This is a genomic window from Aeromonas sp. Marseille-Q7275, assembly GCF_965119515.1.
In genome coordinates, this window is sequence record NZ_CBCPLW010000028.1 from 47,211 (window position 1) to 58,439 (window position 11,229).

The following is an 11,229-nucleotide window of genomic DNA, read 5'->3' on the forward strand; positions in this document are numbered from 1 at the left end:
ATATTTTCAGGTAATGTTAAAAAAACAGTAACCTTGCGCCCGGTGCAGGCTCTCAGCCTGCGGCCATCATGGCCCGGGTGGTATCCAGCATGCGGTTGGCGAAGCCCCATTCGTTATCGCACCACATCAACATCTTGACGAGGTTGGCATCGCTCACCCGAGTCTGGGTACCATCAATGATGCAGGAGTGTGCATCATGATTAAAGTCTACGGAGACCAGCGGCTCTTCCGTGTAGTCCAGGATACCCTGTAATGTACCTCTGGATGCCCGTTGCAGGGCTTGATTTACGTCACTAACTGTCACTTTTTTACGAACAGTAATGCTCAGATCCATGGCGGTGACGTTGATGGTCGGCACCCGCACCGCGATCGCCTCGAACTTGCCGGCGAAGTGAGGGAGGATTCGCTCCAACCCCTTTGCCAGCTTGGTATCCACCGGGATGATGGACTGGCTGGCGGCCCGGGTTCGACGCAAGTCGCTGTGATAGGCATCGATGACTTGCTGATCGTGCATGGCCGAATGAATTGTCGTAATAGTACCACAATTTATCTCGAATTCTCGATGCAATGTTTCGATGACGGGCACCACGCAGTTGGTGGTACAGGAGGCGTTGGAGACGATCCGCTCCCGTCCCGTCAGCACCTGATGGTTGACCCCGTAGACTATGGTGGCATCCACGTCCGCATCCGCCGGATGGGAGAAGAGCACCTTGCCCGCCCCCGCGCCCAGATGCAGTTCGGCATCGGCCCGTGAGCCGAATACCCCGGTGCAGTCCAGCACCACATCCACCCCCAGCGCTCGCCAGGGCAGCCTGGCCGGATCCCGCTCGGCAAACAGGGCGATGAGATCCTCCCCCACCAGCATGCTGTTGCCCGCGAGCTGCACCGGGTAGCCGAAGCGGCCGTGGCTGGTGTCGAAGCGGGTGAGGTGCACCATGGCCTCGGGAGCCGCCAGTTCGTTGATGGCGACTATCTTAAGCTGGTTATCGCGGCCGCTCTCGTAGAGGGCCCGCAACACGTTGCGACCGATGCGCCCGTATCCGTTGATGGCAATCTTGATCATGAAAAATCTGTGTCCTTACCTGCGACAAAGTGACGGATCCCTGACTGGTTCACGACAGCAGGGCCTCCTGGAAGACGCCCCTGGCCAGCAGCGCGGCCCCGAACACACCGGCACTGTCGCCCAGGGCCGGGGCAATGAGGGGGGTGGCGAAGCGGGGATTGAACAGAAATGGCAGCACAGTCTGCCGACCGACGCTGTAGAGGCTCTGCACGTTGCCCACACCGCCGCCGATGACGATGACATCCGGATCCAGGATGTTGACCACGTTGGCCAGGGCCTGGCCGAACAGCAGATGCAGCCGGTCCATGGTGAGCTTGGCGACGTGGTCGTGGGCACTGGCCGCCGCTATCTGGGCCAGTGACAGGTGGCGCCTGGCCTTGCCCTCATACCAGGCCTCCAGCGCCGGGCCGCTGATGAAGGTCTCGACGCAGCCGCGCTTGCCGCAGTAGCACTCCGGGCCGTCGGGAGAGAGCACGTTGTGGCCCCACTCCCCGGCGATGCCGTGATGGCCGTTGAGGATCTGGCCGTTGATGACGATGCCGGAGCCCACCCCTGTGCCCATGATGATGCCGAACACTACCTTGGCATCGGGATGGTGCTGGCGCACCGCCCCCAGATGGGTTTCCGCCAGGGCGAAGCAGTTGGCGTCGTTGGCGATCAGCACAGGAATGCCGAGCCTGCGCTCCAGATCTTCCTTGAACGGCTTGCCGTTGAGCTCTGTGGTGTTGCAGTTCTTCATCAGCCCGGTCTGGGGGTCCCGCGCCCCCGGGGTGCCCATGCCGAGGATGGCGGGACGCTGGCCGAGCCGCTCGGCGCACTCGTCCACCAGTTTGGCGATCTGGCCTATCATGTGCTCGTAACCGCCACGGCGCTCGGTGGGGATGCGATGGCGCAGCAGCACCTCGTCACCCTCGAGCACCACGCACTCGCACTTGGTTCCGCCAAGATCGATTCCCCAGTCCCATGCACTCTTGCCCATCCTGCCTCCTGCCATGTTCGACGACGCCCTCACACGGTCGTCAGGAGGTGCACTCGCCCATCCTGTCCGCGACCCTGTTCAGTGGTGGTGCAGTGTAACCCGAGCGGTGACCAGGATGCAGCCCCCGCGAGGCCGGGCAGCAAAACGGGGCCCGCAGGCCCCGTTCTCATCGTGCTGTCTGCCGCGCTCAGCGGCCGTGGTACTGAGCCGACAGCTCGTGCACCGCGTTCACAAACACCCCGGCGTGCTCCGGGTCCACATCCTGATGGATGCCGTGACCGAGGTTGAAGACGTGGCCGTTGCCGCTGCCAAAGCCCGCCAGTATGGTGGCGACCTCTTCGCGGATGCGCCCAGGCGCGGCGTAGAGCATGGAGGGATCCATGTTGCCCTGCAGCGCCACCTTGTCGCCGACCCGGCGCTTGGCGTCGGCTATATCCGTGGTCCAGTCCAGCCCCAGGGCGTCGCAGCCGGTGGCGGCGATCTGCTCCAGCCACTGGCCGCCGTTCTTGGTGAACAGGGTCACCGGCACGCGGCGCCCCTCATTCTCACGGATCAGGCCATCGACGATCTTGTGCATGTACTGCAAGGAGAAGTCGCGGTAATCGCGGGGGGTCAGCACGCCGCCCCAGGTGTCGAATACCATGACGGACTGGGCACCTGCCCTGATCTGGGCGTTGAGATAGGCGATCACGCTGTCCGCCAGCTTGTCGAGCAGCAGGTGCAGGGTCTGCGGCTCTGCATACATCATCTGCTTGATCTTGGTGAACGCCTTGGAGCTGCCCCCCTCCACCATGTAGGTGGCCAGGGTCCAGGGGCTGCCGGAGAAGCCGATGAGCGGCACGTCGCCCTTGAGCTCGCGGCGAATGGTGCGCACCGCGTTCATCACGTAGCCGAGCTCATCTTCCGGATCCGGGATGGGCAGCGCCTGCACGTCCGCCATGGAGGTGATTGGGCGCTCGAAGCGCGGGCCTTCCCCGTGCTCGAAGTAGAGGCCAAGCCCCATGGCGTCGGGCACGGTCAGGATGTCGGAGAAGAGGATGGCGGCATCGAGGGGATAGCGGCGCAGGGGCTGCAGGGTGACTTCACAGGCCAGCTCGGCGTTGCGGCACAGGGACATGAAGTCCCCCGCGACGGCGCGGGTCGCCTTGTATTCCGGCAGGTAGCGGCCAGCCTGACGCATCATCCACACCGGGGTCATGTCCACATCCTGGCGCAGCAGGGCACGCAGGTATCGATCGTTCTTCAGCTCTTTCATCCCAGTTCCTGAGTTCATATCCAGCATAAAATGGCGGATATGATACCACTTTGTGCAAGGCTAAGGGCGGCACAAACGCGCCGCCGGGTCGCCGGAGTGCAAAGATGTGAGGGGGCGCAAACCAGGGCCCCGCTTTTCAGGGCCTCTCTGCCGCGAGGCTCTGCTCGATCAGCCGCCGCGCTATGGTGCCGTGGGGGGGCAGCCGTGGCAGCCGGTCCGCCTCGAAGAAACCGGCGGCCACCAACTCCTCGTCCTGCACCTTGATCTCGCCGCTCTGGTAGTCGGCGGTGAAGCCCATCATCAGGCTGTGGGGGAAGGGCCAGGGCTGGCTCGCCACATAGCGCACATTGCGCACCCGGATTCCGCTCTCCTCGAACACCTCTCGCGCCACGCACTGCTCCAGGTTCTCCCCCGCCTCCACGAAGCCCGCCAGCACGGTATACATGGGATCCTCCGCCTGATAGTGACGGCGATGGGCCGCCAGCAGGATCGCCGGGCCCTTGCGCACCGCCACTATGATGCAGGGGGAGATGCGCGGGTAGACGACGTGACCATGCCGGCACACCTGTGCCCACTCCCCCGCCTTGGGGGTCATGGGGGCGCCGCATTCGCCGCAGAAGCGATGGGTGCGGCGGAAGGTGGCGAGCTGCCAGGCGCGTCCGGCGAGGCGAAAACCCTCTTCGTCCCCCGCCACCATCAGCTGGCGCAGCCCCGCCAGAGAGGCGATCTCGGCATCCGGTCCCAGATCCAGCAGCAGGCAGGGCAGTCCGTCCCACTCGTCGAAAGGCTCGAAATGGGCGGCGTGCAGATGGGCGGGCAGGCTGGCCTTGGGGCCCCGGGGGATCTGCCCCCGTTCATCCAGCAGGACGAGGTGATCGCCCCCCAGCACGAACCAGCGGGCCTGTTCGGTTGATGACATATGTTGAAGGCTCTTGTTGAGAAGGGTGCGCAGGGCACGGGATAGTTCGGCTCATCTTACGGCCGCAAAGGCCCCCTGGCGACCCCCGACCGGGTCAAGAATCGGCCCCGGTGCGCGCCCATGAAAAAAGGTCGCCATGGCGACCTTTCTCGTTGCGATCGCCCGGGCGATCAGTTCATCCAGCGCTCGCTGCTCTTGCGGCGACGGGGCAGCATGGGGAGCAGTATGCCGAGCAGTATGCCCCCCAGCACCATGGCACCACCGCGGATGAACCAGTCCATCTGCATGTCGTGCTCCTGGTTGTCATAGCTCTGGGTCAGGGCGTCGTTCTGCTCCTTGAGGCTGCTCATCTCTGTGCTCTGGCTGGCGAGCTGGGCCTTCAGGCTGGCGATCTCCTTGCTCTGCTCGGTGATCTGGCCATCCTTCTCGGCGAAACGACGCTCGTTGTCGCCATTGAGGTTCAGCAGACGGGCCTTGGCCTCATCCAGCTCTTTCTGAACCTGGGGCAGACGCTCGCGCAGGCTGATCTCCCCCTGCAGTTCGCTGTTCTTGATCCAGCCTTCACGACCACGGCCGTCCACCACCTGGGTGAAACCGGCGTCGTTGTTCACCGCCTTGACCTCCAGCGGTTCACCGGCCTTGACGCTGCCGAGGATCCGGTACTGGGTGCCAGGACCGTTGTGGATATAGGTAAAGATGTTGTCTGAGACATAACGGGTATCGGCCAGTACCTGTTGGGCACACAAGCAGATCAAGATCCCGAGAAGGGCGCGCATGGTCGATCGATTCTCTTCGTTGAATTAGGTTGCAGGCCGAATGTTAAGCCGCCAGCGGGTCAAAGGACAAGCAAAGAAAAGCGGCGCCCCCCTGACTGAGAGGCGCCTCACGGCTTCCCCCGTTTGCCATGCGACCATTCCAGACGCCGCAGGCTACTTCTGTTGCAATGCCTTCACCTCGGCGCGCAGGGCCTTCAGCTCCTGCAACAGTTGCGCCTGCTGCTCGCTCTGCTGGCGTCGCCACAGGGTGGTGTCGTCGTTGGTCTTGCCGGGATGCACGAACAGGCTGGCCATGAAACCGCTGAGGGCGCCAAACAGACCCACACCGAACAGGATGAGCAGGCTGGCGACGAAGCGCCCCTCCTCCGTCCTGGGCACCAGATCCCCGTAGCCCACGGTAGAGAGTGTGACGAGCGTCCACCAGAAGGCATCGTAGGGGGTCTGGATCAGGCTCCCTGGCTGGCCCGTCTCCAGCCAGTACATGACGCCGGAGCCCACCCCCAGCAGCAGGAAGAAGAGGAACAGAATGCCGGAGAGGGTGGTCTCGTTGCGCTCCCGGCGAAACATGCCCAGCAGGTCCGGCCTGTCTCGCAGCAGCTGATAGACCCGCCACAGCTGGATGAGCCGCGCCCAGCGCAGTTGCTCCACCATGGGCAGGCTGCCCGGCAGATAGAACCAGTTGGCCTTGAAGAAGGCCATGCGATCCGGGGCCCTCACCCAGCCGTAGGCGAAGTGGGCGAGGAAGAAATAGCAGATCAGGCTGTCGACGTCATAGAAGAGTTGCAGGGTCTGCGGGCTCCACTCGCGGTGCCCCCACCAGCGGGCACAGACCAGGCAAACGGAAATCACCGACAGAAACGCCATCAGCAGATCCATGGCGCGCAGGTGAGTTAAGTGATGTCGCATACAATTTCCTACTTTAGGCACGGTGCGAATTAATAAAAAGGAAGATAATGCCGATAGTCCTGAGGACAAAGGAAAACCGGCCATTAAGAAGGAGAAAGATTATGCAGTTAAACTCGCTGGAGAGGCGAATGAGCAACATCCGACTGGTGCCCAAAGTGGTGCTGCTCATGGTGTTCAGCACGCTGCTGCTGCTGGCCAAGCTCTGGTTCGATGCCAGCAACCTGGAAGCCACCCTGCTCGGCGAGGGCATAGATGCCACCAAGGCCAATGCCATTGCCGATCGCCTGCTCTGGACCGGTCTGATGGAGACGGCGCTGATGGGGGTCGTCTTCGTGGTGCTGCTGCTAACCGGCTCCCGTCTCATGGTCAAGCAGGTGCACTATCTGGTGGGCCTGCTGGAGCGCTTCGCCCGCAAGGATCTCAGCCACAGCGTGCTGCTCAAGTCCCGGGACGAGTTCGGCGACATCGCCAAGGCGGTCGCCCACTCTCAGGAGAACCTCAAGGAGGTGTTCGGCACCCAGCGCGCCGCCTGCAAGGAGCTCAACGACATCGCCTCCCAGGTGACGCTTTGCATGGATGAGGCCAACGAGGCGATCAACGAGGAGTTCACCCAGATAGAGCAGCTCGCCAGCGCCATGAGCCAGATGGTGGGGGCCATTCGCGAGGTGGCCAACCATGCGGAGCAGGCCTCCCACGCCACTGCCGACGCCAGCGCCCTGGCCGAGGAGGGGAGCCGCTGCGTGGCCGCCACCGTCAGCACCATAGACACCCTCTCCGGCAACATCCAGCGCTCCTCCGCCGTGGTCAACGAGGTGGAACACGGGGTCGATCGCATCGGCTCAGTGGTGGACACCATCCGCAGCATCTCGGAGCAGACCAACCTGCTGGCCCTGAACGCCGCCATCGAGGCCGCCCGCGCCGGCGAGGCGGGCCGCGGCTTCGCCGTGGTCGCCTCCGAGGTGCGCGAACTCGCGAACCGGGCCCAGGCCGCCACCGTCGAGATCCAGAAGATGATCGAGCAGTTGCAGGGCAATGCCCGCCAGGCCGTCGGCCTGATGGCCGAGAGCGTGCAGCAGGCGGACAAGGGGGTGGAGCAGGTGACCCAGGCCGGCGATCAGCTCGCCACCATAGTGCAGCGGGTACAGGGGGTGGCCGACATGAACCGCCAGATCGCCGCCGCCTCCGAGCAGCAGAGCTCGGTGGCCGAAGAGATGAACGCCAACCTGGAGCAGGTCAAGCAGGTGGTGGAAGGCTCCGTGGTGGTGCTGCGGGAGCTGAAAGATGCCTCCGAACTGGTGGAGCACCACAGCCAGACGCTGGATACCCACATTCAGGCCTTCAAGCTGGCCTGATGGCATCAACCTGGTACGCACAAGGGCCCCGTCAGGGGCCTTTCTTATTGCTATCACAGCAAGGTGTCGGAAAGAGAGACGGACCACAGCCAGACGCTGGACAATCATATCCAGGCCTTCAAGCTGGCCTGAGGTCGTGATTTGAGTAAACTGGAAGGCCCCGCGAGGGGCCTTTTTTCATCTCATGACACGGCAAGGAGCCAGGATGCAGCACACCCCATCCCCACTGGAGATCAGCGACGACAAGGGACGCCTCGATGTCCCGCTCATTCACCGTTTCCTGTCCGAGGAGGCCTACTGGAGCCTCGGCATTCCCCTCTCCACCGTGCAGCGGGCCATCAATCATTCCCTCTGCTTCGGCGGCTATGTCGACGGTCAGCAGGTGGCCTTCGCCCGGGTCATCACAGACCGGGCCACCTTCGGCTATCTCTCCGACGTCTTCGTGCTGCCCGAGCATCGCGGTCGCGGCCATAGCAAGGCGTTGATGGCGGCCATTGTCGACCATCCCGCCTTGCAGGGGCTGCGCCGCCTCATGCTGGCCACCTCGGATGCCCAGGGCCTCTATGCCGGTTTTGGCTTCGCGCCGCCCCGCACCCCCGGCAGCCTGATGGAAAAGTACGACCCCGAGATCTATCAACGCCCCTGAGCCCGCGCCGGCGGCCCATTTTCCCCGCCGGCTCATGCTTCTCTCTCCCGGGCTGTGACGCGGGCACGGACAATGCTAGATTGGCTGCCGGTGTTTTCATTCCCTCTGCAGACCCGTTAATCACAAGGACGGCAACCGTGGCCCAGCATTCCTCTTCTCTTCCCCCATCGCCTGCATCCCTCTCCACTCTGCCCCCCCTGCTGCAGGATCAGGCCGGGCGCCAGTGGCAGCGGCTGCTGGCGCTGGCCCCCGACTATGGCAATTTGCCAGCGATGGAGCAGCAGACCCTGCTGACCCTGTTTGGTCTCTCCGATTTCGTCGCCGACTCCCTCATAAAGCAGCCCGAGCTGCTGGCGCAGACCCTGGCCGCCGGGGATCTGGCGCTGTCCGAGCGCTGGCCCGCCTACGAGGGCGATCTCGCGGCCCTGCTCGCCGAAGTCCATGACGAGGAGGCGCTCAAGCGCGTGCTGCGCCAGTTCCGCCGCAGCCGCATGCTGGTGATCGCCTGGCGCGAGCTGCTCGGGGAGTCAGAGGTCGAAGAGAGCTTTGTCCATCTCACCAGGCTCGCGGACGCGCTGATCTGCGGCGCCCGGGACTGGCTCTACGCCAGGCAGTGTGCCGAGCTCGGCACCCCCATGGACGGCAACGGCGACCCCCAGCCCCTGCTCATCCTCGGCATGGGCAAGCTGGGTGGCGGCGAGCTGAATTTCTCCTCGGACATAGACCTCATCTTCACCTTCCCCGACAACGGCTACACGGTCGGCGGGCGGCGCGAACTCGCGAACCAGCAGTTCTTCATCAAGCTGGGGCAGCGCCTGATCAACGCCCTGCACCAGCCCACCCAGGATGGTCAGGTGTTTCGGGTCGACATGCGGCTGCGTCCCTTCGGCGAAGCGGGGCCGCTCGCGATCTCGTTTGCCGCCATGGAGGATTACTACCAGCACCATGGCCGCAACTGGGAGCGCTACGCCATGGTCAAGGCGCGGGTGCTGGGGCCCCAGTGCGAACACGCCCAGGCCCTCACCGAGCTGCTGCGCCCCTTCGTGTTCCGCCGCTACATCGACTTCGGCGTCATCGACGGCCTGCGTCAGATGAAGGCGATGATAGCCGCCGAGGTGCGCCGCAAGGGGCTGGAGGGCAACATCAAGCTGGGGGCCGGCGGCATCCGCGAGGTGGAGTTCATTGCCCAGGCGCTGCAGCTCATTCGTGGCGGCCGCGAGCCCGCCCTGCGGGTGCGCCACCTGCCCGAGGCGCTGGCGGCCATAGCCCAGAGCGGCGCCCTCGACGGGGAGCGCTGCGCGCGCCTGCTCCAGGCTTACCGCTTCCTGCGCCGGGTCGAGAACATCTTGCAGGAGATCGGGGATCAGCAGACCCAGACCCTGCCCACCGAGGAGCGGGATCGCCAGCGACTGATCGCCGCCACCGGGTTCACAGACTGGGAGCGCTTCATGACGCACCTCGACGAGGAGATGGCCATAGTCCATCAGGAGTTCGTCGCCGTGGTGGGGGAAGAGAAGGAGGCCCCCGCCCACCTGGAGCAGCTCTGGCTCGATCTCTGGCGCACCGAGCTCGATGCCGCCGAGCTGGAGAAGCTGCTCACCACCCAGGGGGTGGGCGATCCGGTTCCGCTCTGCGCCGCCCTGCTGCGCTTCAAGGAGGAGTACAAGCGCCGCCAGGTCGGCCCCCAGGGGCGCATCGCCCTGGACTGGCTGATGCCCGAGCTGCTGCGACTGGTGGTGGCGAGCCGTGAGCCCGCCCGCCTGTTCGAGCGGGTCTGCACCCTGCTGACCCGCATCTTCACCCGCAGCGCCTATCTGCAGCTGCTGGCGGAGAACCCCGCCGCCCTGCGCCAGCTGGTGCGTCTGTGCGACGAGAGCAACCTGGTGAGCGAGCAGCTCGCCCGCTACCCCATACTGCTGGACGAGCTGCTGGATCCCCAGCACCTCTACCACCCCACCCCGCTGGATCAGTACAAGCCCCAGCTGCGCCAGTTCCTGCTGCGCATCCCCGAAGAGGACGTGGAGCAGCAGATGGAGGCGCTGCGCCAGTTCAAGCAGGTGCAGCTGCTGCGCATCGTCGCCGCCGACATCGCCGGCGCCCTGCCGCTGATGAAGGTGAGCGACCACCTCACTTGGCTGGCGGAGGCCATCACCGAAGAGGTGGTCAATCAGGCCTGGACCCAGATGAGCGAGCGCTACGGGGTGCCCCCCGAGGTGGCGCTGAGCGGCCAGCGCGGCTTCGCCGTGGTGGCCTACGGCAAGCTCGGCGGCATCGAGCTCGGCTACGGCTCGGATCTCGATCTGGTGTTCCTGCACGGCGGCGATCCCAACAGCTATACCGACGGCCGCAAGCCCATCGACAGCCGCCAGTTCTACCTGCGCCTGGCCCAGCGGATCCTGCACCTGTTCAGCACCCGCACCCCCTCCGGCATACTCTACGAGATCGATATGCGGCTACGCCCCTCCGGCGACGCCGGCCTGCTGGTCTCCTCCCTCGCCGCCTATGAGCAGTACCAGCAGCAGGAAGCCTGGACCTGGGAACATCAGGCGCTGGTGCGGGCGCGCCCCATCTATGGCGATGATGCCGTGGTCGCCGAATTTGCCCGCATCCGCCGCGACGTGCTGGCCAAGGATCGCGACCTGCCAACCCTGGCCCGCGAGGTGCGGGAGATGCGCCACAAGATGCGGGATCACCTGCTCAAGGCCGGCGAGGGGGAGTTCGATCTCAAGCAGTCCCCCGGCGGCATGGTGGACATCGAGTTCATCGCCCAGTACCTGGTGCTGGCCCACGCCTGCGGCGAGCCCGAGGCCCTGACCCGCTGGTCGGACAACGTGCGCATCTTCGACGAGTGCGTGATGGCGGGGGTATTGACCCTGGAGCAGGCGGAGGGGCTCAAACACGCCTATCTGGAGATCCGCAACCTTGGCCATCGTCTCAACCTCTCCGAGGTTTCCCGCAAGGTGGGGGACGATCAGCTGCTGACCGAGCGGGGCCATGTGCTGGCGGTCTGGCAACAGCTGCTGGGGGAGTAAGAAGGCTCCCGCCGCATCCACAACAAGGGGCGCCATGGCGCCCCTTGTTGCATTAAGACCTGTTCGAACAAGATCTCTCGATTTATTTCATATACCGCTCAATAGCGGTGAGCTGGATCCTGTTTCAGGTATTCATATCTTGGCATCGTATGGCGCTTTGCTGAATATGGGCAGAGACATGGGTATCTGGGTCACAGGCATACCGTTAATCCAGAGGAGCATCTAACCCCAACTGAACAGTACCAACACAACGCGTCGATGCAGAGAGGAAATAATGGATTTTTCAGAACAGCTACAGAGC

The 11,229-nt window shown here is 64.2% G+C and carries 9 protein-coding genes; 3 read left to right on the top strand and 6 right to left on the bottom strand.

Annotated features, from left to right (window positions below; translation table 11 throughout):
* Positions 1–52: 52 nt before the first annotated feature.
* From epd to ACWPWQ_RS19960, 6 genes are all read right to left on the bottom strand, one after another.
* Positions 53–1,063 carry an erythrose-4-phosphate dehydrogenase gene (gene epd / locus ACWPWQ_RS19935; RefSeq protein WP_139434003.1) on the bottom strand — a complete coding sequence of 337 codons (1,011 nt, stop codon included), beginning with the start codon at positions 1,061–1,063 and terminating at the stop codon, positions 53–55.
* Between the two features lie 49 nt (positions 1,064–1,112).
* Positions 1,113–2,042, bottom strand: coding sequence for an ROK family protein (locus ACWPWQ_RS19940; protein ID WP_454010588.1), 930 nt, complete (start codon positions 2,040–2,042; stop codon positions 1,113–1,115).
* 187 nt (positions 2,043–2,229) lie between these two features.
* Positions 2,230–3,297: a uroporphyrinogen decarboxylase gene (gene hemE, locus ACWPWQ_RS19945; RefSeq protein ID WP_342059815.1), complete on the bottom strand. Its 1,068-nt coding sequence runs from the start codon at positions 3,295–3,297 to the stop codon at positions 2,230–2,232.
* A 136-nt stretch (positions 3,298–3,433) separates the two neighbouring features.
* Positions 3,434–4,216 (bottom strand): NAD(+) diphosphatase, encoded by a 783-nt coding sequence (nudC, locus tag ACWPWQ_RS19950; RefSeq protein ID WP_454010589.1) that lies wholly within the window; start codon positions 4,214–4,216, stop codon positions 3,434–3,436.
* Positions 4,217–4,386: 170 nt separating this feature from the next.
* Positions 4,387–4,992, bottom strand: a complete 606-nt coding sequence (locus ACWPWQ_RS19955; RefSeq protein ID WP_139433999.1) for a TIGR04211 family SH3 domain-containing protein — start codon at positions 4,990–4,992, stop codon at positions 4,387–4,389.
* A 153-nt stretch (positions 4,993–5,145) separates the two neighbouring features.
* Positions 5,146–5,967 (bottom strand): potassium channel family protein, encoded by an 822-nt coding sequence (locus tag ACWPWQ_RS19960; protein ID WP_025328282.1) that lies wholly within the window; start codon positions 5,965–5,967, stop codon positions 5,146–5,148.
* Between the two features lie 32 nt (positions 5,968–5,999).
* Between ACWPWQ_RS19960 and ACWPWQ_RS19965 the strand changes: the two genes are divergently transcribed.
* From ACWPWQ_RS19965 to glnE, 3 genes are all read left to right on the top strand, one after another.
* Positions 6,000–7,250, top strand: coding sequence for a methyl-accepting chemotaxis protein (locus ACWPWQ_RS19965; protein WP_139433997.1), 1,251 nt, complete (start codon positions 6,000–6,002; stop codon positions 7,248–7,250).
* Between the two features lie 205 nt (positions 7,251–7,455).
* Positions 7,456–7,896: a GNAT family N-acetyltransferase gene (locus ACWPWQ_RS19970; RefSeq protein WP_454010590.1), complete on the top strand. Its 441-nt coding sequence runs from the start codon at positions 7,456–7,458 to the stop codon at positions 7,894–7,896.
* A 137-nt stretch (positions 7,897–8,033) separates the two neighbouring features.
* Positions 8,034–10,928, top strand: coding sequence for a bifunctional [glutamate--ammonia ligase]-adenylyl-L-tyrosine phosphorylase/[glutamate--ammonia-ligase] adenylyltransferase (gene glnE, locus ACWPWQ_RS19975; RefSeq protein WP_454010591.1), 2,895 nt, complete (start codon positions 8,034–8,036; stop codon positions 10,926–10,928).
* Positions 10,929–11,229 lie beyond the last annotated feature (301 nt).

Bases quoted from the DNA above. Each gene is read 5' to 3' on its own strand.
- nudC (WP_454010589.1), bottom strand. From the start codon at position 4,216: ATGTCATCAACCGAACAGGCCCGCTGGTTCGTGCTGGGGGGCGATCAC.
- hemE (WP_342059815.1), bottom strand. From the start codon at position 3,297: ATGAAAGAGCTGAAGAACGATCGATACCTGCGTGCCCTGCTGCGCCAG.
- epd (WP_139434003.1), bottom strand. From the start codon at position 1,063: ATGATCAAGATTGCCATCAACGGATACGGGCGCATCGGTCGCAACGTG.
- ACWPWQ_RS19955 (WP_139433999.1), bottom strand. From the start codon at position 4,992: ATGCGCGCCCTTCTCGGGATCTTGATCTGCTTGTGTGCCCAACAGGTA.
- ACWPWQ_RS19970 (WP_454010590.1), top strand. From the start codon at position 7,456: ATGCAGCACACCCCATCCCCACTGGAGATCAGCGACGACAAGGGACGC.
- ACWPWQ_RS19940 (WP_454010588.1), bottom strand. From the start codon at position 2,042: ATGGGCAAGAGTGCATGGGACTGGGGAATCGATCTTGGCGGAACCAAG.
- ACWPWQ_RS19965 (WP_139433997.1), top strand. From the start codon at position 6,000: ATGCAGTTAAACTCGCTGGAGAGGCGAATGAGCAACATCCGACTGGTG.